Genomic DNA, 23208 nt, shown 5'->3' with positions numbered 1-23208 from the left:
ACCATCAACCTATCTATAGTCTGCAGACATATGTAAATGTATTAGGGAAAGTCTTTTCTATATCTACAGGCTTTCTTCCAAAAATACCAAAGATAGTACTACCGCTACCAGACATTTGTGCATAAAGGGCATTTTTTTCGTATAACTTTTCTTTAATTGCTTTTAATTCTGGATAACGCTTAAATACAGGAACCTCAAAATCATTAAATAATTCTGTTCGCCATGTATCGATAGGTTGTTTAACTATGTCACGGCAACATTTTATTGGCTGTTGGGGTTCTATGGTTGCGTAAGCCTCTGCTGTTGATACTGCTATATCAGGTTTGATCAATACTAAATAATATCCATTAAGATTTCCACTTTCAGAGTCTGCAGGTGCCAGTATGTCTCCTATGCCCGTTGCATATGATATTTCTGAACGAATAAAAAAAGCGCAATCAGCTCCTAACTTACTTGCGTAACGTTCCATCTCGGCATTACCCATGTTCAACCGAAAACGTTCGTCAAGAAGGCGAATCATATATGCTGCATCAGCCGATCCACCTCCTAATCCAGCTTGTGTAGGAATACGTTTATATAGATGTGTGTGAACGCGGGGTAACTGGTAGTCTTCAGCTATAAGGTTATAGGCTTTGACAACAAGATTATTTTTTTCTTCTCCATCGATTAGATTACCTGTTATCTTTAAGTCACACTGTACGTCTGATGGGAATTCTTCGTCCATTTTCTTTATTTCAAGTACATCACAGAGTGGTACTGGGTAGAAAATAGTCTCAAGGTTGTGATAGCCATCAGGACGTTTGGATACAATATTTAAACCAAGATTGATTTTACAGCAGGGGAATGTAATCATAGCTTCTTTATTTTTTGCAAAGATAGTAAAACTGTTGCATAATGCGGTTATGATTGGAATATTTTTTGTAATTTTGTGGGCAAATGGTAGAAAGAAGTAATAGTAAAAGCAATCGAAGGAGCAAGCAGGCTCCTATAGATACGACCTTTGGACATTTACAGCCACAGGCTACTGATATTGAGAAGGTAGTCTTAGGTGCCCTTATGATAGACAAGGATGCCTTTACTGTTGTATCTGAGATTATCAAGCCCGAAACTTTTTATGAGGCTCGTCATCAGAAGATCTATGAGGCAATACAATCGTTAAATCTTCAGGAAAAACCTGTAGATATTATGACTGTGGCCGAGGAATTACGACATAAAGGAACTTTAGAAGAAATAGGAGGTCCTGCTTATGTTGTAGAGCTGAGTTCTAATGTAGCTTCTTCTGCCCATATAGAATATCATGCTCATATTCTTGCACAGAAATTTCTAGCACGGCAACTTATCCAGTTTGCATCAATGATAGAAACTGACGCTTTTGATGAGACTGTTGATGTAGATGAGTTGATGCAAAAAGCAGAAGGAACTCTTTTTGAGATTTCTCAAAAGAATATGTTGCAAGACTATGTACAAATTGATACAATTGTAGAGCAGGCGCACCAATTATTACTTCAAGCTGCTAATCGAGATGGTGGATTGACTGGTGTTCCAAGTGGATTTCATAAACTTGATGAAATCACGGCAGGATGGCAAGCTTCAGATCTTGTGATTATTGCAGGTCGTCCTGCTATGGGTAAGACCTCATTTGCTCTGAGCATTGCAAAAAATATTGCCGTTGATTATCGTGAGCCCATAGCGTTCTTCTCTCTTGAGATGAATAATGTTCAGCTAGTAAATCGTCTTATATCTAATGTTTGCTCAGTACCTGGTAATAAGATTCTTAATGGTCAGCTTACACCTGATGAATGGGAAAGGTTTGATTCAAATATCCGAAAGATGCAAGGAGCTCCCATATATGTTGATGATACTCCTGGGTTATCTATTTTTGAGCTTAGAACAAAGGCACGCCGTTTAGTGCGAGAGCACGGCATTAAGATTCTTATGATTGACTATTTGCAATTGATGAATGCAAATGGGATGCGATTTAATAGTCGTCAAGAGGAGGTTTCCACTATTAGTCGTTCTTTGAAAGGTCTTGCAAAAGAGCTTAATATTCCAGTACTTGCTCTTTCACAGTTGAGTCGTGCAGTTGAACAACGTGATGGCGCTGAAGGTAAACGTCCACAACTTAGTGACTTGCGTGAGTCAGGTGCTATTGAGCAAGACGCTGATATGGTCCTTTTTGTGCATCGTCCAGAATACTATCATATCCTTCAGGATGATAAAGGAAATGATTTACATGGTATGGCTCAGATTATTATTGCTAAGCACCGCAAAGGCGCAACTGGCGATGTCCTTTTAAATTTCCGAGGGGAATATACTCGTTTTGCGAATCCAGAAGATACCGATTTTACTGCACCTCTTCCCGAAGATCAGTTTGGTGGTGAAATTGTGGGTAGTAAGATAAATGAAGATCCTATGCCTCCTACACCTCCAGGGATTCAACCTCCTTTTTGAAATTAGAGAAAATGCAAGAGAACTTATAAAAGAGGGAATATATTTTCTTCTTATTTTTTGTTTGATGTTGCTGTCATTTTTAACAGTTTCTGTAAATTCCTATATCATAGATTTTTAGCTCTCTATTAGAGTGATACTAATGACAGCAAAATCCAAAATGGCATATATATAGTTCAAGCTATATTATGAAGAGATATAAATTCTCCGTCTTAATTCTTTGCTGAATTATAAAGAAATTTGCTTGTTAAAGTCACATGTAAATTGGAGATAGCTTCAGTATTATATATTAATGCGTTTCTTTAGTTTGTGTTTTGTAATATGTTTATTATTAATATGTTATATATTAAATGTGTGTGTGTGCTACTCAGTAATGTACAAAGGTGATACATTAGGTTTGTGTTGATGGTTAACACTAGGAGTGCTAGAGTTAAACACAATACGAGTTGAATGGTAGCACCATTTAAAGTTTGTTGTAAAGAGAAGATTTCTAGTGCTACAATCAGTTTTTTATATTAGGAAGGAATTGTGAGGATGGGGGCTTTCCCCATCCTCACTTAGATATTTGAGATTTTATTTTCTCCACTCTTATACTTTGTTTTCTCTTAAAAAGATTTCTGCACGTTCTAAGTCTTCAGGAGTATCAATCCCTATGGTTTCAACATCAGTGAGTCCTACTTTTATGCGGTATCCGTTCTGAAGCCAGCGAAGTTGTTCTAAACTTTCTGCAAGTTCAAGGGAGGATTGTGGCAAACGGCTAATTGCTCGTAAGACATCTGTACGGTATGCGTAGAGACCAATGTGTTTTAGAAAAGGATATCGTTCAATCCATTCGGATTTCTCATACCCTCGCACAAAAGGTATAATAGAGCGGGAGAAATAAAGAGCATAAGAATTATTATCCAAAACAATTTTTGGAGAATTTGGATTTTTTGCCGATTCCATCGACTTAAAATGTTTGCCTAATGTTGCAATTTGCGTTTGAGGATCATCAAAGCAATTCATCACTGTTTTTATCTGACTCTTTTGAATAAAAGGTTCATCTCCTTGAATGTTGATGACTACATCATAAAAAATACCGATTTTATCGAGGGCTTCGCAAATGCGGTCGGTTCCGCTTTTATGATCTGATCGTGTCATGACAGCCTTACCTCCAAATGACTGGACCGTATTCGAAATGCGCTCATCATCTGTTGCAACATATACATCAGTTAGAATACTGCTTACCTGTTTATAAACACGCTCTATAACAGTTTCTCCTCCGAGCATGGCTAAAGGTTTGCCAGGGAAGCGAGAGGATGCATAGCGAGCAGGAATAATACCTATAAATTTCATTTGTTTTCTTTTGTTGAAGTTCTTATGAAGTCTGCTAATAGCAGAAACTCTAGACGCAAAAATAATAATTCTTTCGTAAAAAGACAACTCGCAACTGCTATATTTCAGCAAAAAATACTAAATTTGTTGGCATGAAGAGTATTATAATGGTTGGTGCAGGTAATCTTGCAACGCAGTTGGGGCTGGCTCTAGCTGAAGTTGGTTTTCCTATTGTTCAGGTATTTAGTCGTACTAAAGAATCTGCACAGGATTTAGCTAATAAACTTAATTCTGAGGCCATAACGGATATAAACTCCTTGCGTAATGATGCAGATGTATATATTTTTTCTGTAAAAGATAGTGTACTTTGTCAGCTTATTCCTAATGTTTGTAGAGGCAAAAAGGATAAGCTTTTTTTGCATACGGCAGGCTCTATGCCTCTAGATTGTTTTAAGGGCTTTGCAAATCGATATGGGGTTTTCTATCCAATGCAGACTTTTTCGAAATCACGTAAAGTTAATTTTAAAGAAATCCCTATATTTATCGAAGGTAGTGCAAATGATACAGTACAAGAAATAAGAGATATTGCTTCATCAATATCAGATTATGTTATTTCTTTAAGTACAAATGATCGGCAATATCTACATCTTGCAGCTGTATGGGCATGTAATTTTGTAAACTATTGCTATAGTGTTGCCGCAGATATACTTGAGAATAAGGATATTCCGTTTAATGTGATAATACCTCTTATAAATGAAACTACACAAAAGGTGCATGACATTAATCCCAAAGATGCACAGACTGGTCCTGCAGTGAGATGGGATAAAAATATAATAGAGAAGCAAATGAATTTGATGTCTTCGTTTCCAAGTAAGCAGGCTATTTATGGGATGATTTCAAAAGATATTCATGAACAAAATAAACAGTAATGATAAACTACGACTTAAAGAAAATTAAAGCCATCGTTTTTGATGTAGATGGAGTCTTATCAGCTGAGACAATCCAGATGGATGATAAGGGAGAACCTATTCGTACAATAAACATAAAGGATGGCTATGCTATCCAGCTTGCGGTGAAGCATGGGTTACATTTAGCTATCATGACAGGTGGGCATAATGATAATATAAGATTACGATATGATTATCTTGGAGTTAAGGATGTTTATATAAATTGTTCCATGAAGATAAATGTGTGGAGTGAATTCTTACATAAATACGCACTTAAGGAAGAAGAGATTATATATGTAGGTGATGATATTCCAGATTATGAAGTAATGCAGCGTGCAGGTTGTGCATGTTGCCCAAAGGATGCATGTTCTGAAATTAAGCATATATCTACATATGTGAGTGATGTAAAGGGTGGGGATGGAGTTGCACGTGACATCCTTGAGCAAGTTATGAAAGCACAAGGGAAATGGGTCTTGAATGAAAAAGCTTTTGGATGGTAAATGGTGATATGAAAAAGATTATTTTGGCCAGTAATTCACCTCGCCGTAAGGAGCTATTAGTTGGATTAGGTGTTGAATTTGAAGTTAAAGTCTTGCCAGGTATAGAAGAGTCCTATCCTAATAATCTTCCTGCAGAGGATGTTGCCAAGTATATAGCATGTGAAAAGGCAAATGCTTATAAGCAAGGATTGCAGGAGGATGAACTTGTTATTACTGCTGATACTGTCGTTGTTGTAGATCAGCAAGTACTAGGTAAACCTAGAGATGTGATAGATGCTCGAAGAATGCTCCATTTGATTAGTGGACGATCGCATCAGGTTGTAACGGGGGTATGTTTAACAACAAAACAGTTTCAACGCTCTTTTTCAGTGACCACTGAAGTTACATTCAAGGATTTATCAGAGCAAGAGATAACTTATTATATAATGAATTATAAGCCGTTTGATAAAGCTGGGGCATATGGTATTCAAGAATGGATAGGCTATGTAGGTGTTACGGCATTAAAGGGTAGCTATTTTAATGTTATGGGTTTGCCTGTACAAAGAATATGGGAGGAAATAAAAAATGAAGACGGTATTAATCCTTGTTGGGAAAACGCAGAATAAAGTATTTAAGGTGGGGATAGATGAATATGTGAGTAGGATAGGGCATTATATTCCCTTTTCTATAATAATTATTCCTGAACTAAAGAATACTAAGAGCCTATCGGAAGAACAACAGAAACAGAAAGAGGGAGAATTGATTTTGAAAGAAATTCATCCAGGTGATACCGTGGTATTGCTAAATGAGCATGGGATGGAACTCCGCTCTGTTGAGTATGCTAAATGGTTAAAACAAAAACAAAATATAGCTCGTCGACTTGTTTTTATTATAGGTGGTCCCTATGGTTTCTCACCTAATATCTATGCGCGGTCAAACGAAAAAATCTCTCTTTCTCGTATGACCTTCTCGCATCAAATGGTAAGACTCATCTTTACTGAACAACTTTATCGTGCTTGTACTATTATAAAAGGAGAACCTTACCATCATGAATAAAAAGAGTAGGTAGTAGAATGCCTTTATCCTTCCTCAGGGATTTCCTCTTTGCATATAGGGCAGAGATGTTCGTCTGTCTTTATGTCTTTATAATGTTCTTTGCGTTTTGGATTCATTGGGAACCAACCTTTCGCTACACGTTTTTCTTGAGCTAAAAGCTCGCCAATTCCCCAAAGAAGAGATGCTCCAAGTACACCAAGGAGAGCAGACCAGAAAACACTTTTAATAAACAGCGCACCAATACAACATGCCAGCCCAGATATAAGCCATATCCACCAAGGTTTTGTTCCAAAATAATATTCCGTTTTAATGACCAAAGGATGACATAGTCCAATTATGAGAAATGTACATATTGCGAGTAGAATTCCTTCGAAGTTTATACCCATTTTAGTCTAAGTTTTAGATGTTTATATTTAAAATACTATTATAATATAATAAGAAGACCTATAATCTTCTTAATTTTATAGGTGCAAAAATACAAAAAAAAAATATTTTCAAGAGATATTCTCAGAATAATTGACTATATTTGCAGATAAGAAGATAATAGAAAAACTTAAATTATGGAAAATAACCAAGCGCTTATTGCGCAATGCGAAAGCAAAGCAAAGCAGTGGTTGTCTCCTGCTTTTGACGAAGAGACACGTTCAGCTGTAAATAGAATGATCGCTAATGAGGATAAGACTGATCTGATAGAGAGCTTTTATAAAGATTTGGAGTTCGGAACAGGTGGTCTTCGTGGTATCATGGGTGCTGGTTCTAACCGAATGAATATCTACACAGTCGGTATGGCTACGCAGGGGTTTGCTAATTATCTGAAAATTAATTTTAAGGATAAGAAGCAAATAAGTGTAGTCGTTTGTCATGATTGCCGTAATAACTCTCGCCTTTTTGCAGAAACTGTTGCAAATATTTTCTCAGCTAATGGTATTAAGGTTTATCTTTTTGAAGACCTGCGTCCAACTCCTGAATGTTCTTTTGCAATCCGCTATCTAAAGGCTCAAGCAGGTGTAAATATCACAGCTAGTCATAATCCACGAGAATACAACGGTTATAAAGCTTATTGGGAGGATGGAGCTCAAGTACTTGCTCCACACGATAAAGGTATTATAGATGAGGTTAATAAGGTAAAGATTGAAGATGTTAAGTTTGAAGGGAATAAAGCTTTAATTCAATCAATAGGCGAGGATATAGACAAACCTTATCTTGATCGGGTAAAGACTGTTAGCATAGATCCTGAAGTGATTAAACATCAGCATGATTTGAAGATTGTTTATACTCCACTTCATGGTGCAGGACGGGTTATGATTCCTCGTTCTTTAGCTCTATGGGGATTTGATAATGTACACTGTGTAAAAGAGCAGATGGTGAAAGATGGGAACTTTCCTACTGTGGATCGTCCTAATCCTGAAATAGCGGAAGCACTGACATTGGGTTTACGTGATGCTAAAGCACTTGATGCTGATATACTTATGGCATCAGACCCTGATGCTGACCGAGTTGGCATGGCTTGCAAGGACAGTAATGGTGAATGGGTTTTGATAAATGGTAACCAGACTTGTCTTATTTTTCTTTGGTATATTATCACCAATCGTCAAGCTGTTGGTAAGATGAAGCCTACTGATTTTATAGTGAAGACAATTGTCACAACAGAAGTTATTCGCAAGATAGCTGAAAAACAACATGTAGAAATGCGTGATTGCTACACAGGATTTAAGTGGATTGCACGTGAAATTGCTATATCAGAAGGTAAGCAACAGTATATTGGTGGTGGAGAAGAAAGTTATGGATTTCTTGCAGAGGACTTTGTGCGCGATAAAGATGCTGTAAGCGCTTGCTCATTGTTAGCAGAGATTTGTGCATATGCAAAAGATCATGGTAAGACTTTGTATGATATTCTCATGGATATATATTTGGAATACGGGTATAGCCATGAGCATACGATTAACGTAGAACGACCAGGTAAGAGTGGCGCAGATGAGATTCAACAAATGATGAAAGACTTCCGTACTAACCCTCCAAAAGATCTTGGTGGAAGTCCAATTAGTATTTATAAAGATTACCAAAGTCTTGAGATGACAAAGGTTGATGGTAGTAATGAAAAAATAGACATGCCTGATACAAGTAATGTATTACAATGGTTTTGTTCGGACGGAACCAAAGTGAGTGTTCGTCCCTCAGGTACTGAGCCTAAGATTAAATTCTATCTTGAAATAAAAGATAAAATGTGCTCTGCTTCAGACTACCCGGCTTGTGAACAACGTGCCGTAACGAAAATAGAGGAAATCAAGAAGAGTTTGAAGTTGTAGAGCTTATTCTGTAGACCTTCTTTTTAGTAGAAGAAAAAATACTTATATATGAAAAATAAGAGGATGTATCAAAATAATACATCCTCTTATTATTATGCATTTATTTGGCGTTAGAACACCATAATACCTTAATGCAATAAATCTATTTTGTAAAGTCACTTATAGTTGTTTTATCTCTTGTATTATATTCTCGCAAGAGATGTAAATCTCTAAAAAAAGGCAACCTATATCTATTTATAAGTTGCCTTAAGGTGTTTTGTTTCTTCAACAGACTATTTACCTTCCATGACTCCTTCTATATATAGACGGGTCATTTCGTTTTTACCATTCGTACGTACAGTGATACTTTTTTTAAAATGACCAGGAAACTTTCCTGTCCCATTATATGTAACATCAATACTACCTTTCTGCCCAGGTGCTATTGGTCGTTTGTCATATCGAGGAATGGTGCAACCGCAACTTGCAACAACTTGGTTTATCACTAATGGAGCCTTTCCAACATTTGTGAAAGTAAATGTCGTCTTGTGGACTGGATTATTCTCAGAAAATGTACCAAAATCGTAACTCACTTTGTCAAATTTGATTTCTGCCTGATTCTGTGCAGTTGCGAATGTTAATCCAAAAACAAGCAGTAATGTCATTAATATAAACTTCTTCATGTAAATCTTTATTTAATTATAACTTCATTGAGTTGGATGCAAAAGTAATCAGAAAGTTTATTGTTATCAGGGGTTTTATATTTGTTAAATGTAAATTATCAAATATTAAGTATTCTGTGAGCTATGGTATTTAATCTTCCCATATTTTTATAAGGTATCTCCCGTTTCTCATTTAAAGTTCGTACCTTTGCAGGGAGAATATAATAAATATACTAGAATATGTATAGAACAAGTACTTGTGGAGAGCTGCGCCTTTCAGATGCAGGCAAAGAAGTAACCCTAGCTGGCTGGGTACAGCGCTCACGTAAAATGGGAGGTATGACCTTTGTAGACCTCCGTGACCGCTATGGTATCACTCAGTTGGTTTTTAATGAGGCAGATGATGCAACTTTATGTGGTGATGCCAACAAGTTAGGACGTGAATATTGTATTCAAGTGAATGGCATTGTTAGCGAACGGCAGAGTAAGAATAGTAAGATTCCTACAGGTGATATAGAGATAATAGCAAAGGGATTGAAGGTGTTAAGTCCGTCTTTAACCCCTCCTTTTACAATTGAGGATAATACAGACGGTGGTGATGATTTGCGCATGAAGTATCGCTACCTTGATCTCCGTCGTGAGGCTGTACGTAAAAATCTTGAGTTACGTCATAGGATGACAATCCTTATCCGTAATTTCCTCGATTCACAAAAGTTTATGGAAGTGGAGACTCCTATCCTTATTGGTTCTACTCCAGAAGGGGCTCGTGACTTCGTAGTCCCATCACGTATGAACCCTGGGCAATTCTATGCTTTACCACAGAGTCCACAAACTTTGAAGCAATTATTAATGGTAGCAGGCTTCGATCGTTACTTCCAAATTGCAAAGTGTTTCCGTGATGAGGATTTGCGTGCTGATCGGCAGCCAGAGTTTACTCAGATTGACTGTGAGATGTCTTTTGTAGACCAAGATGATGTTATCAATTTGTTTGAGGAAATGGCTCGCCACCTTTTCCGTGAGATTCGTGGCGTTGAACTTCCTAAGTTAGAGCAGATGACATGGCATGAGGCCATGAAGCGTTTCGGTTCTGATAAACCAGATTTACGTTTCGGTATGGAATTCGTTGAATTGATGGATGACCTAAAGGGTACTGGTTCTTTCTCTGTATTTGATGAAGCTGCGTATATAGGAGGTATTGCCGTTCCAGGATGTGCTGATTACAGCCGTAAACAGCTCAATGAACTTACAGATTTCGTCAAGCGTCCGCAGGTTGGAGCACATGGTCTCGTGTTCATCAAGTACAATGCTGATGGTACTGTTAAGAGCTCTATTGATAAGTTCTATACGGCAGAGCAATTACAGAAGGTAAAGGAGACAACTGGTGCCAAAGATGGTGATCTTGTTTTGATATTGTCAGGTGATAATGCAAATAAGACACGTATTCAGCTTTGTTCTCTACGTCTTGAGATGGGCGATCGCTTAGGACTTCGTGATAAGAATGTATTTAAGTGTCTTTGGATTGTTGATTTCCCATTGTTTGAGTGGAGTGATGAAGAGCAGCGTCTTATGGCAACACACCATCCGTTTACAATGCCTAACCCTGATGATATACCATTATTGGATGAGCATCCTGAGCAAGTACGGGCTAAGGCTTATGACTTTGTCTGTAATGGTATTGAAGTTGGTGGTGGTTCTCTCCGTATCCACGATACTCAACTACAAGAGAAGATGTTTGAGGTACTCGGTTTTACTCCAGAACGTGCAGAAGCACAGTTTGGCTTCTTGATGAATGCTTTCAAATATGGAGCACCTCCTCATGCAGGGCTTGCCTTCGGTCTGGATCGTTTTGTTAGTATCCTTGCAGGTCTTGATTCTATTCGTGACTGTATTGCCTTCCCTAAGAATAATAGTGGTCGTGATGTTATGTTAGATGCTCCTTCAATGATAGATCAGAAGCAGTTAGATGAGTTAGAAATAAAGCTTGACCTGAAGTTATAAGTGTATTAAGTTGATATAAATCAATAAATTAATAATCAACACTTTAGAGTGCTATAGTATTATTTACTTTTAGCTATTAGTATTTGATACTACCAATTATTTAATGTACTTTTGTGGAGTATATTACAAATTATTATTTGATAACTTGGTTAGGACTTTAATTTATTTAAATTATGACTGTAAAGAAAGAAATAAAAACTGCTCCAAAGAGCACTGCAAAGAAAGCCACTACAAAGAAAGTTGCTGTAAAGAAACCTGCAGTTGTTATTAATGCAGAGAATGTTGGATTCAAGGCAGGTGATGTTTATAATGCACTTGCAGCAGAGGCAAAGGCACTCAGTGTTAGTGAGATAGCTAAAGTTGCTAAGATTACAGAAGAAGAGGCTTATCTAGGTATTGGCTGGCTCTTTAAGGAGGGTAAAGTAAAAGATGAGAATAGCAAGATTGTACTTGCTTAAGCTAATGACATTTTAATATAAATAGAAAAGAACGGGGAGTCTGTATGAGATAGTATAGACTCCCTTTCTTATATGCAATACGATAAAGAGATACTACAGGTGCTTATTGAGGCAGGTTGTGAGGGAATTTCTGTTCAGAAAATTTCTCGCCATGTGCATAATGCATGTAACTCTTTATTTAATCCTTTATCTCAAAAGGATATTCACAAGTACGTTCAGCAGTTTTTACTGCGGAATTGTAAAACTGATACATCTTTAGTTGAGAAAACAAAAAAGGGGATTTATCGTTTGAATGTAAATAATGGAATGACACAACAGTTGTTTCTTCAATTCCGTGAAGATAGGGAAATTGTAGAGGAAGCGCCAGAAAAGGACTATAGCCTCGATCTCTTTGGTAATTTAGATTCTGGAGTATAGTTGGAATAGACTATACCTTCTGTGTATTTTTTCTATCTTGTATCCATTCTTGTTTATTTGGAATGTGCACTTCTAAAATCTTAATCTCCTGATAAATCCCTCTTTCAGAAATCTATATATGGGAAATGTTGTTATTAGCTTATTTCTCATATTCTTGTAACCTGTTTTACTCCTTTCACTGTTCTTAATTTCTTGATAAGCATGTTTAATTTTGAATTGTCATCAAGTAAAACTACAAGATTGCCAGAAAAGAGGCCATCATGTGAGTCTATATTGATAGATCGCATTACTATCTTTTCATCTTTAGAGATTACATTAGTAATATTACTTACAATACCTATGTCATCATTGCCTATTACACGTAGCGTGATAGCATACTGTGAAGATCCCTTTCCACTCCAACGTGCTTTCACAATACGATAACCAAAACGTTTACACATTTCTGGTGCATTTGGACAATCTGTACGGTGAATCTTTATACCCCCATTTACGGTTACAAAACCGAAAACGGGGTCACCATAGATAGGGTGACAACATTTGGCCAAAGAAAAATCTAATCCTTTAAGATTCTTATCAATGACTAGGACATCATCATTCTTCTTTAGAAACTCATTTGTTGGATTTTCAAACTCAAAGTTCTCAGCACTTTCAGTCTCTTTGGGTTGATTTAAATTATGGTCGTGGTTATATACCTTCTGATACTCCTCTATAATATAATTTGGGTCAAGTTTCTCATCAGCAACTTGTTTATAGAATTCTGAAACTTCTTTAAATCCAAGTTTACGCAGAAGGTGCCCCATAGTAGATTCTTCTATCTCTATTTTCTTATTCTTAAATCTACGTTCTAAGAGCTCTTTGGCGTAAAGTCCGTCTTTTATTTGTGTTTCTTTTAAAGCAAGACGTATTTTAGCTTTAGCTCTTGAAGACTTAACTATTTTTAGCCATTCTGCTTTAGGTTTCTGTGTGGCAGAAGTAAGAATCTCTACAGTATCACCGCTATGAAGCTCTGTACGAAGCGAGACATTCTTGGCATTTATTTTCCCTCCGACACACTGATTACCTACTTTCGAATGGATGTGATATGCAAAGTCAAGTATAGTTGCTCCCTTAGGAAATTTCAATAAATCTCCTTTGGGAGTAAAAACATAAATCTCCTTTTCGTATAGGTCAGACTTGAATTGGTCCATAACTTCCAAGTTGTCCCCTGCTTCAAGTGCAGCGCGAATGGAGGCTAGCCAGTCATCCAATCCTCCCTCTTCTTTTATTCCTTTATAGCGCCAGTGTGCGGCAAGACCATGCTCGGCAATCTCATCCATTCGCTCTGTACGGATCTGTACTTCTACCCATTTTTTTTCTGGCCCAAGAACAGTAATATGTAAGCATTCATAACCGTTGGATTTGGGTACAGACAACCAATCACGTAATCTCTTAGGGTTAGGCTGATACATATCTGTCACGATAGAGTAAGCTTGCCAACATTGGATTTTTTCTTTTTCCAATGGGGCATCTAAGATGATGCGGATAGCGAATAAGTCATATATTCCTTCAAAACCACATTTTTGTTTTTTCATCTTTTGCCAGATGGAATGTATTGATTTTGTTCGTCCCTTTATATGAAATCGTAATCCACCAGCTGTAAGTCGTTCTCTTACAGGAGCTATAAATTGATTAATATAAGCATCGCGCGAAGCTTTTGTTGCATTTAGTTTATCCTTAATTAAGTAATAGGCATCATGCTCAAGATATTTTAATGATAGGTCTTCTAATTCACGTTTTAATTGATAGAGCCCCAGCTTGTGTGCTAGTGGAGCATAGAGATAACTAGCTTCCTCTGCAACTTTGTGTTGTGCTTCTTTATCCTCAGCATCTCGTATCTGTCTCATAAGATTTACGCGGTCGGCAATCATTATCAGAATGACTCGCATGTCTTCTGCAAAGGACAATAAGAGATTGCGAAAGTTCTCACTTTCGATAATAGGATTTTTCTGGTAAAGTGTTTGTATACGAATGAGTCCATGGATAATTTTTGCAACACTTTTTCCGAATCGATTATCTATGTCTTCTAATGTGATGTATCCATCTTGTACGCTTTGGTGAAGCAGAATAGCTATAACAGAATCACGCTTTAATCCAATATCCTTTACAGCTATGGCTGCAGTTTGTAAAGAACACAAAATAGGGTTTAGCCCGAAAACATTGCGATGAATAGTATTTTTAGCTACAGAATCTTTAAGTTGTACTTGTAGCATTGGCAAATCATTTTCAAGAAAAGATTTGTCCAAAGTATCCTTTAGTTCATCCAAAATCTGATAAGATAATTTTCTCTCTTTATCTGTATATATGAATTTATCCTCCATGAGCCATAAAGTAATTGTTTATGGCAAAGGTACAAAGAAAATCGACATTATAGAGCATAAAAGTTTCATTTACTTTCTTTATTCTAATATAATTCTTTATTTTTGCAATAACAATACAATCTTTTTAATTTTCTGTCAAATATGATACACAAAGAAGACCTAAAGCAAATCAGGAATAGGGGAATTGATCTTGCACAAGTTACTAAGCAATTAGAAGATTTCTGTAATGGTTTTCCTTATCTTAAGATAAAATGTGCTGCAACACCAAAGAGAGGTATTGTAGTATTAGGTGAATCAGATATAAGCGAAGTTTGTAGAACTTGGGAGGAATATCAATCATCTGGTCATAAAATAGTAAAGTTTGTACCAGCCTCAGGTGCAGCAAGTAGAATGTTCAAGGACCTCTTTGCTTTTCTTAATGGAAATAATGACGTACCAACAACTGATTTTGAAAAATATTTTTTTGCTAATATCCATAATTTTGCTTTCTATGCTAAGCTTTCTCAGCAATGTATGATTTCTGAAGGACAGACGGTTGATACGCTAATTGCAAATGGTATGTTCAAAACTGTTGTCTCTATACTCTTGGAAAATAAGGGCTTAGATTACGGAGGACTTCCCAAAGGGCTTCTACTTTTCCATACATACAATGGTAATCCTCGTACTCCAATGGAGGAACATCTTGTCGAAGCTGCACTTTATGCTTCATGCAATGGTGATGCTCATGTTCATTTTACGGTTTCTCATGAACATATTTCGCCATTTAAGAAGAAGTTGAGAGAGGTAAAGGATACTTATGAGTCCTTATATAACACCAGCTTTGAAGTTACATTCTCCGAGCAAAAACCAAGTACGGATACAATAGCTGTGAATCCTGATAATACTCCGTTTCGGAATAGTGATGGCACTTTACTCTTTCGTCCAGCAGGACATGGGGCTCTGATAGAAAACCTGAATGAGTTAGATGCTGATATAATCTTTATAAAGAATATAGATAATGTAGTACCCGATCGTCTGAAGGATATTACAGTTAAGTGGAAAATGGTTCTTGCAGGTAAACTTGTTGAACTACAAAAGCGCACTTTCTCCTATCTGCATAAACTTGATGCTGGAACCTATACAAACGATGATATTAATGAAATGATAGACTTCTTGCAGCACGACCTTTGCTGTTATAAACCAGATATAGAACTCCTTGAGGGTAAAGATCGTATAAGTTATCTTTATCATAAGCTTAATCGCCCAATGCGAGTTTGTGGAATGGTGAGGAATGTAGGAGAACCTGGAGGAGGCCCATACCTTGTTTTTAATAAGGATAATAGTATCAGTTTGCAGATTCTTGAAAGCTCACAGATTGACAAACATAATAAGGCTTATGTTAAGATGTTTACAGAAGGGACACATTTTAATCCTGTAGATCTAGTTTGTGCAGTGAAAGATTACAGAGGTAGACCTTTTGATCTTGCTATGTATGTTGATAAGTCTACTGGTTTTATAAGTTCAAAGTCTAAAGATGGTCGTACTCTTAAAGCTCTTGAGTTACCAGGTTTATGGAATGGTGCTATGAGTGATTGGAATACCGTATTCGTAGAGGTTCCTCTTGATACTTTTAATCCGGTTAAAACGGTCAACGATTTATTACGTGAACAACATCAATAAGGTGATAGCATCATATATCTTATTCCTAAGTTCTGTATAAAGTACAATGATATTTTTATATTCAAAGGATGAGAGCTCTTAAGATATCTGAAAAGGCTGACTAAGGAGAGTTAGCTCAGAGAGCCTATTCACATGCGAGTATACTGATATATAACAAGGTTTAGAGGAAGAGGGATGAAGTGAATAGTAGTGTATGACAAAGGGTAAAAAATATATACGTATTACAAGATATGGAAAAACAAAGAATGAAAGGGAATAGTATTTTTCTTGTTTTGTAACTTAAACATTGTCAGACAGTTATAGGTAGGCTTGTGAAAGGGCCTCTTTCATGCTGCAAAAGGGCATCTTTTACATGCTAAAAGATGCCCTTTTATAATGTAAAAGATGCCCTTTTGAAAAGCAAAAGATAATCTTTTGGAAAACATAGGAAGTTTTCTTTTACAGAATGGGAGTAATTTTTTATGTATTCCTAAAGAGTTCTTTTTATTTTGTATATGTGGCTTTGCCCTTATGAATATAGTTTAATCTGTTTGAATGCCGATAATATCTTTCAATTCTATTGGTTATTTTATAATTTTGATAAATAGTATTTATTGTATAAAGGAACGATAATTTGACCCATGTAGCTTTAAGTTCAAGAATTATTTCTAATAAAAAAGAGTGGATTTCTTTGTCTCTTCCAAATAAAGTTTTTATCTTTGCATCATAAAAGGCACGAAAAGATGTTTCTCTTTATGAAACGTCACAACTCTTAAAATAAGATTTCCTATACATATTATATATGTTAAGCAAAGAAGAATTGTTAGAAAAAAATGTTTCTGAGCTTGAAGAAATTGCTCAGCAGACAGGTGCTGTTTACTCGCCTGGAGACGATAAGGATAAATTGGTGTATGCCATTCTTGATCGTCAGGCAGAGGAGGTGGGAACGGCACACCCTTTAGAATCAAAGCGTAAACGTACCAGAATTGCACGTAAAGAAACTGACCGTGTTTATTCTGTACATGGTAAGAATGGTGAAAATTTTGATGTAAAAAATAATAAACCGACGGGTGTTAGTCAGCCAACTCTTTTTAAAGATGCTGTTGAAGAAACTCCTGCGACGGAGGAAGAGAAGACACCAGAAGAGATACTTGCATCTATCCCTAAACATCGTGGACGTAAGTCAAAAGCTGAGCTTGAAGCTATTGCTGCAGCGGAGGCTGCTTTAAAAGCAAAGCAAGAAGTAGATAGCGTGGAGGATGAACAGAAGGAAGAGCCAATATCAGCTCCTGATGATTCCTTAAATAATGGGAAAAAAGTAGACATGGACGGAGAAGATTTTATTCCAGAAGACCAGTTTGTTCCTGAAAACGAGCAAGAGTCTGGCCACGATGATGATATGTTGGCTCGTCTGCAAGAAAAAGTAAATGCGCATAATATGAACTATGAAGCTTCAATTGCGCCTACAACTTTTCCAAGTGGAGTATGGGAAGGTGATCCAGGAGATGGAACGGATTTCATTCCAGTGGTTGATCTACCAATAGAAGATCAAGGGGCTGTACCTACATATGATATGTTTGACCAACCTACAGTGCCTGGTCCTATGGCCTCTACTCCTGTGTATGAAGAAGCTCCTACTTTGAATGCAGAGGCTACTTATGATTTCGCTGACATTATTAAGGCAAATGGTGTGTTAGAGGTAATGCCTGACGGATATGGTTTTTTACGTTCCAGCGATTATAATTACCTGTCTTCACCAGATGATGTTTATGTTTCTAATAGCCAGATTAAGCAATATGGCTTAAAAACAGGAGATGTTGTTGAATGCCATGTACGTCCGCCACGTGAGGGAGAAAAGTACTTCCCGCTTACGGGTATTGATAAAATAAATGGGCGTAAACCTTCTGAGGTGCGTGATCGTATTCCGTTTGAACATCTAACACCATTATTCCCTGACGAAAAATTCTCACTTTGCGGTGATCCAAAGACAACAAATCTCTCTACACGTATTGTAGATCTTTTTTCTCCAATAGGAAAAGGACAGCGTGCATTGATAGTGGCACAGCCTAAGACTGGTAAGACTATCCTTATGAAAGATATAGCTAATGCCATCGCTGCTAATCATCCTGAAGCCTATTTGATGATGCTGTTGATTGATGAACGTCCAGAGGAGGTAACAGATATGGCGCGTACGGTAAATGCTGAAGTAATTGCTTCTACATTTGATGAGCCGGCTGAACGGCATGTAAAGATTGCTGGTATTGTTCTTGAAAAAGCAAAGCGCATGGTTGAATGTGGGCATGATGTAGTCATTTTCCTCGATTCTATAACTCGTTTGGCACGTGCTTATAATACTGTAGCCCCAGCTTCAGGAAAAGTACTTACGGGTGGTGTTGATGCCAATGCATTACAGAAACCTAAGCGATTCTTTGGTGCTGCACGTAATATAGAAGGTGGTGGCTCATTGACTATCATTGCAACCGCATTGATTGATACAGGTTCAAAGATGGACGAGGTAATCTTTGAGGAGTTCAAGGGTACAGGTAATATGGAATTGCAGCTTGATCGGAGCTTAAGTAATAAGCGCGTCTTCCCAGCTGTTAATCTTGTTGCCTCAAGTACACGTCGTGATGACTTGTTGCAGGATCGTACTACCTTGGATCGCATGTGGATTCTTCGTAAGTATATTGCAGATATGAATCCAATAGAGGCTATGAATTCTATCCATGACCGTATGGCGCACACGAAAGATAATGAAGAGTTCTTGTTATCCATGAATGGATAACGGCTTTCGTCCGTATGTTGACAGATATATAAAATGTCAGAAGCATGTAATCTATTGATACAGCTTCTGACATTATTATTGTATTATAAACTTTACATTTGAATATCCAACTAACTTATCCGTTCTTCCTCCTTGGGGGCGAAAGTATATTAAGGCTTGATAACTGTTTTCTGTCTGATAATGACTTTCGTCAATTCTGAGAGAAGACAGCTTATTATTCTCATCAGTAGTTATAAACTGATAATTATAATAACCCAGTTTGAGAGGTATAATAGCTTCATAGTATTTTTGTTCAGCATTATATCTCATCTCATATTCAGGAAGAATACGGTCATAAGTCCAATCTCCATTTAAGTAAATATGTGCTTGATATGGAGTAGGGGCTGATAATCGGATATGTGTCATAACATAATCGCTAGTGGTATTGATATCTACATTATCAGAATTGCGTATAAGAAAAGCCCCGTCAGCATCTTTTTCATAAAGATAATTTGTGAGTGGGGTCGTAATAAATGGATAGACTTGATAATTCTTTCCATCCCATGTAATATGATCAATACCCATAGAAGCTACATCTGTAGAGAGAATTTCAAACTTGCGGTATTCATTTCCAGCCCAGAAAATGTAATCCTTATTATGGTTCCATTGTAGACCATCTGCCATGATGTATTGTGGTTTAGAATTGTATCGAGCATCTAACCAATTACGATTTTGTAGGACAACCGTCTTTATCTGTTGTTGCGGATTAGATACAATGTAGTTTCCATAATTAATAATCATATCTACCTGTTGATGTTTGTCGTTGATGGTTGCGTCTGTCCTCGCCGTAACATTAAGTTTTAGACCCATAGTTTGTCCAAATGGTTCTGTTAGCATAAAGCAAGCTATGAGTACAGGCTGGCCTGGATGATCATCATCATAAACAGTAAGTTTGTAATTCCCAGATATTTTAGGCTTGCAATTATCATTAGGGATATCTAAGTGATAATGAGTATAGAGTGTGTTTGTTAGTGATGACTCTTGAATGTTCTCGATTGTATTTCCCGATGCAAATCCTTCAATGAAATCACTGTCAAACAGCCCTGTAGAGGGACTCCAGTCTGCCTCATAATGTTTTATCGTATAAGTTAGTCTTCTATAAGTGTGTGTAAGATCATCAAAGTCAATGCTAATTTTCCCTTCATTAATCATCATAACAGGCAATTCTTGCCATTTTCCATTAGCAATGACCTGTAAAGAGCGTATGTTACGGTCTTTTATCTCATGTCGTTGAGCAAAAGTAGAAAGACTATATATGGAAAAGAGAATACAACATAGTCTGGTTATAGTGTATTTCATTCGCTTTGTTTTAAGATGTTCTGCAAGAAATTGTCGAGATCTTCATCAAGTCCTTGCATAAGGTTGCCACCAATCATTACTAAGTCGTCATCAACAAGATAAAGCTCAGCAATATTATTCTTTTCATCATCTTCAAGAATAAAGCTAAAAGGCTTCATGATCGAGAGGTTGTCAATCGTGTCTTTCATGCGGTTGAGCTCAGATCTTAAAGTGTATGCTATTTCTTGATAGAAATTATCACTTTTGTTTTCTATCCATGTGCTTATAACACAACGACTAATTTCGTTATCGTCATCGTCAAAGGCCATGAGATCACCACTGTCTTGTGATGCACGTAAATGAATATCCGTCATAGGCATATCACTTTCTTTTGCGGTGAACTTCTGTGCAACTTTTCTGAGAAAGCGCTCTATCTGTTGTTGTGTCTGTTCTGTATATCCCATTTCAGTTATAAATTATTATGTCGGCAAATATACGAAAAGTTTTCTATTTTATATTCCTTTGCTTAATTTTTTGCATCTTTTTTTTGTTGATATTAAAAAAAATGTTATCTTTGCACCACTACTGATATTGGGGATCAGCCTAAAAAATAAAATCTAAAGGACATATGAAACAGACTATATTGGTTACAGGTGGAACTGGGTTTATTGGTTCTCATACAAGTGTTGAACTGATAGAAGCAGGGTACAATGTTGTCATAGTAGATAATCTGTCTAACTCTAAGATTGAGGTGTTGGATGGAATAGAAAAAATTACGGGTACACGTCCAGCATTTGAGCAGGTTGATCTTCGTGATTTTGAAGCAACTAAAAACGTTTTTCTTAAGTATCCTGACATAGAGGGTATTATTCATTTTGCTGCATCAAAGGCTGTTGGAGAAAGTGTTCAAGAACCATTGATGTATTATAGAAATAATGTAGTTTCACTTTTGAATCTACTTGAACTGATGCCGCAATATAATGTGAAAGGTCTTATTTTCTCAAGTTCATGTACGGTATATGGTCAACCAAATCCGGAGAATCTACCAGTTACGGAAGAAGCTCCTCATCAGAAAGCAACTTCCCCCTATGGTAATACAAAAGAGATTAATGAACAGATCATTTTAGATTATATTCATAGTGGAGCAAATATCAAAAGTATTGTCTTGAGATATTTTAATCCAATTGGTGCACACCCATCTGCGCTTATTGGCGAACTGCCAAATGGAGTTCCCAATAATTTAATACCATATGTCACACAGACAGCTATGGGTATTAGAAAAGAGTTAACTATTTTTGGAAATGATTATAATACACCTGATGGCACGTGTATTCGAGACTATATCTATGTAGTTGATTTGGCCAAGGCTCATGTTGCGGCTATGGCACGTGTCCTGGATCAAGATACTGATAAAATAGAGTATTTTAATATTGGTACAGGTCATGGTAACTCAACACTTGAAATTGTTGAAACCTTTGAACATGCTACTAAAGTAAAAGTAAATTGGAAATATGGACCTCGTCGTGAGGGAGATATTGAGAAGATATGGGGTGATTGTTCTAAGGCAAATTCTATACTCGGGTGGAAGGCTGATACACCTTTGTCTGATGTTCTTCTCTCTGCCTGGAAGTGGCAGGAAAAACTGCGGGCTGATGGTGTAATGTAGTAAAGGATTAATTGTTTTTCATAATATATTATAATTGTAGATATTTAAAGATTTGTAGGTTTATCCTACATTATTTTGTGTTTGTGTTGTTGTTATCCCTCGATGTGAATCGGGGGATAATCTTTTACAGGTCTATCTTTTACAGGTCTATATAATTGGTACTTAAAAAAGATTCATAAATTTGTTATATCCATTATTATTCTGTATCTTTGCAAAACAGTTATATTATTTCTATAACAATTTAAAGCCAAATTACGTGAGAAATAAATATATTATAATTTTACTGCTCCATTTATCTACTACGCTCTTTGCCCAAACAGTGGAGATAGGTTCTTGCATAACAAAAGATGGAGGAAACTATTATGGACAGATGTTTCGTGGAAAACCAAATGGAAAAGGTAAAACTACATATAAGAAAGGAGATGTCTATGAGGGAGAATATATCCGAGGTATGAGAGAAGGAAAGGGGACATACACTTTTGCAGATGGTGAGAAATACAGAGGGCAATGGTTTCAGAATCAACAACATGGACAAGGAGTTTATTATTTTTCTAATGGAAACCGTTATGATGGTCTATGGTATAAGGATTATCAACAGGGGCTAGGAACTATGTACTATTATAATGGTGATAAGTACATAGGTAATTGGGAGCATGATAAACGGAGTGGACAAGGAAAGTATATCTTTTCCAATGGAGCCTATTACGATGGCTCATGGAAAAATGATATGAAGAATGGACATGGGCGTTTTTGTTGGCCAGATCATTCCTCTTTTACAGGAGACTGGGTTAATAATTTGAAGGATGGGAAAGGAATTTATATCTATTCTGATGGAGATGAATATACTGGTGAATGGAAGAATGATTTGCAGAATGGGAAAGGTATATATAAGTATAAAGATGGTGAGATCTACGAAGGGCAATATGTAGATGGCGAACGGACGGGACAAGGAATCTTCCGGTATAAGAATGGTGATCAATATTCTGGTCATTTCCTTAAAGGTCAAAAATCTGGTTTTGGTACAATGTCTTGGCGAAATGGAGATATCTACACTGGATATTGGGAAAGAGATTTACAGAATGGGCAGGGTAAGTTGACCAAAAAGAACAATGATATATATGAAGGACAGTTTCGTGATGGGAAATTAGAAGGCCTTGTTATCATCCATTATGCTGATGGTAGTAAGTTTAGAGGCAGTTATCATAACGGAAAACGTAATGGTAGTGCTATTGAAGAATCCTCAAATGGGATAAGATTTGAAGGTAATTACCGAAATGATGTTCGAGATGGCAAGTTCATAGAGCGTGACAAGAATGGCAAAGTGATGGTCAGTGGGCATTATGAAAGAGGTAAGCGATATACAAATTAATTTTTATACACGTAA

The 23208-nt window shown here is 36.8% G+C and carries 20 protein-coding genes; 13 read left to right on the top strand and 7 right to left on the bottom strand.

The annotated features are described in order from the left end of the window. Positions 1 to 13: 13 nt before the first annotated feature. Entirely contained in the window at positions 14 to 853 is an 840-nt protein-coding gene (ispE, locus tag ACZ48L_RS01805; protein WP_008822531.1) for a 4-(cytidine 5'-diphospho)-2-C-methyl-D-erythritol kinase, read from the bottom strand. An 83-nt stretch (positions 854 to 936) separates the two neighbouring features. Here ispE and dnaB point away from each other — a divergent pair, with 83 nt between their 5' ends. Then, entirely contained in the window at positions 937 to 2451 is a 1515-nt protein-coding gene (dnaB, locus tag ACZ48L_RS01800) for a replicative DNA helicase (RefSeq protein WP_008822530.1), read from the top strand. Positions 2452 to 3036: 585 nt separating this feature from the next. Here dnaB and kdsB read toward each other — a convergent pair. Further along, positions 3037 to 3783 carry a 3-deoxy-manno-octulosonate cytidylyltransferase gene (kdsB, locus tag ACZ48L_RS01795; RefSeq protein WP_008822529.1) on the bottom strand — a complete coding sequence of 249 codons (747 nt, stop codon included), beginning with the start codon at positions 3781 to 3783 and terminating at the stop codon, positions 3037 to 3039. 131 nt (positions 3784 to 3914) lie between these two features. Between kdsB and ACZ48L_RS01790 the strand changes: the two genes are divergently transcribed. The 4 genes from ACZ48L_RS01790 to rlmH are packed head-to-tail and all read left to right on the top strand — an operon-like array spanning position 3915 to position 6244. Beyond that, positions 3915 to 4691, top strand: a complete 777-nt coding sequence (locus tag ACZ48L_RS01790) for a Rossmann-like and DUF2520 domain-containing protein (protein WP_025790397.1) — start codon at positions 3915 to 3917, stop codon at positions 4689 to 4691. Then, the gene (locus ACZ48L_RS01785; RefSeq protein ID WP_025790398.1) at positions 4691 to 5209 is read left to right on the top strand and encodes a KdsC family phosphatase; all 519 of its coding nucleotides are present in this window, start codon (positions 4691 to 4693) and stop codon (positions 5207 to 5209) included. Before ACZ48L_RS01790 ends, ACZ48L_RS01785 begins: the two co-directional genes overlap by 1 nt. Further along, positions 5203 to 5814 (top strand): Maf-like protein, encoded by a 612-nt coding sequence (locus ACZ48L_RS01780; RefSeq protein WP_373272810.1) that lies wholly within the window; start codon positions 5203 to 5205, stop codon positions 5812 to 5814. The genes ACZ48L_RS01785 and ACZ48L_RS01780 overlap by 7 nt, the downstream gene beginning before the upstream one ends. Then, a complete protein-coding gene (gene rlmH / locus ACZ48L_RS01775) occupies positions 5774 to 6244 on the top strand; it encodes a 23S rRNA (pseudouridine(1915)-N(3))-methyltransferase RlmH (RefSeq protein ID WP_025790401.1) in 471 nt (156 codons plus the stop codon). The genes ACZ48L_RS01780 and rlmH overlap by 41 nt, the downstream gene beginning before the upstream one ends. Before the next feature lie 23 nt (positions 6245 to 6267). On the opposite strand, the gene ACZ48L_RS01770 is transcribed toward rlmH, so the two are convergent. After that, positions 6268 to 6630, bottom strand: a complete 363-nt coding sequence (locus tag ACZ48L_RS01770; protein ID WP_008822524.1) for a DUF4491 family protein — start codon at positions 6628 to 6630, stop codon at positions 6268 to 6270. Positions 6631 to 6804: 174 nt separating this feature from the next. Between ACZ48L_RS01770 and ACZ48L_RS01765 the strand changes: the two genes are divergently transcribed. Continuing rightward, positions 6805 to 8550: a phospho-sugar mutase gene (locus ACZ48L_RS01765; protein ID WP_008822523.1), complete on the top strand. Its 1746-nt coding sequence runs from the start codon at positions 6805 to 6807 to the stop codon at positions 8548 to 8550. 272 nt (positions 8551 to 8822) lie between these two features. On the opposite strand, the gene ACZ48L_RS01760 is transcribed toward ACZ48L_RS01765, so the two are convergent. After that, entirely contained in the window at positions 8823 to 9209 is a 387-nt protein-coding gene (locus ACZ48L_RS01760) for a DUF1573 domain-containing protein (RefSeq protein WP_008822522.1), read from the bottom strand. Positions 9210 to 9428: 219 nt separating this feature from the next. Here ACZ48L_RS01760 and aspS point away from each other — a divergent pair, with 219 nt between their 5' ends. The 3 genes from aspS (at position 9429) to ACZ48L_RS01745 (ending at position 12061) form a co-directional block, all read left to right on the top strand. Further along, positions 9429 to 11186: an aspartate--tRNA ligase gene (gene aspS / locus ACZ48L_RS01755; protein WP_464722000.1), complete on the top strand. Its 1758-nt coding sequence runs from the start codon at positions 9429 to 9431 to the stop codon at positions 11184 to 11186. A gap of 173 nt (positions 11187 to 11359) precedes the next feature. Further along, entirely contained in the window at positions 11360 to 11644 is a 285-nt protein-coding gene (locus tag ACZ48L_RS01750; protein ID WP_025790404.1) for a winged helix-turn-helix domain-containing protein, read from the top strand. A 72-nt stretch (positions 11645 to 11716) separates the two neighbouring features. Next, positions 11717 to 12061: a hypothetical protein gene (locus ACZ48L_RS01745; protein ID WP_025790405.1), complete on the top strand. Its 345-nt coding sequence runs from the start codon at positions 11717 to 11719 to the stop codon at positions 12059 to 12061. 146 nt (positions 12062 to 12207) lie between these two features. Here ACZ48L_RS01745 and ACZ48L_RS01740 read toward each other — a convergent pair whose 3' ends face one another. Then, positions 12208 to 14418 carry a RelA/SpoT family protein gene (locus ACZ48L_RS01740; RefSeq protein WP_025790407.1) on the bottom strand — a complete coding sequence of 737 codons (2211 nt, stop codon included), beginning with the start codon at positions 14416 to 14418 and terminating at the stop codon, positions 12208 to 12210. Positions 14419 to 14559: 141 nt separating this feature from the next. Between ACZ48L_RS01740 and ACZ48L_RS01735 the strand changes: the two genes are divergently transcribed. Next, positions 14560 to 16077, top strand: coding sequence for a DUF4301 family protein (locus tag ACZ48L_RS01735; RefSeq protein ID WP_464721999.1), 1518 nt, complete (start codon positions 14560 to 14562; stop codon positions 16075 to 16077). A 781-nt stretch (positions 16078 to 16858) separates the two neighbouring features. Beyond that, positions 16859 to 18841, top strand: coding sequence for a transcription termination factor Rho (gene rho, locus ACZ48L_RS01730; RefSeq protein ID WP_464721998.1), 1983 nt, complete (start codon positions 16859 to 16861; stop codon positions 18839 to 18841). A 75-nt stretch (positions 18842 to 18916) separates the two neighbouring features. Here rho and ACZ48L_RS01725 read toward each other — a convergent pair whose 3' ends face one another. Further along, complete coding sequence (locus ACZ48L_RS01725) at positions 18917 to 20179, bottom strand: type IX secretion system plug protein (protein WP_025790409.1); 1263 nt, start codon at positions 20177 to 20179, stop codon at positions 18917 to 18919. Continuing rightward, complete coding sequence (locus ACZ48L_RS01720; RefSeq protein WP_025790411.1) at positions 20176 to 20622, bottom strand: hypothetical protein; 447 nt, start codon at positions 20620 to 20622, stop codon at positions 20176 to 20178. The genes ACZ48L_RS01725 and ACZ48L_RS01720 overlap by 4 nt, the downstream gene beginning before the upstream one ends. A 164-nt stretch (positions 20623 to 20786) precedes the next feature. On the opposite strand from ACZ48L_RS01720, the gene galE reads away from it, so the two are divergent. Both galE and ACZ48L_RS01710 read left to right on the top strand, forming a co-directional pair. After that, positions 20787 to 21824, top strand: a complete 1038-nt coding sequence (galE, locus tag ACZ48L_RS01715; protein ID WP_008822513.1) for a UDP-glucose 4-epimerase GalE — start codon at positions 20787 to 20789, stop codon at positions 21822 to 21824. A 256-nt stretch (positions 21825 to 22080) separates the two neighbouring features. Then, complete coding sequence (locus tag ACZ48L_RS01710) at positions 22081 to 23193, top strand: MORN repeat-containing protein (protein WP_219523765.1); 1113 nt, start codon at positions 22081 to 22083, stop codon at positions 23191 to 23193. Positions 23194 to 23208: the final 15 nt, after the last annotated feature.

The organism is Prevotella histicola, assembly GCF_055385135.1.
Note: the sequence above shows the minus strand (reverse complement) of the source record. Positions and strands in the feature narration are given on the sequence as shown.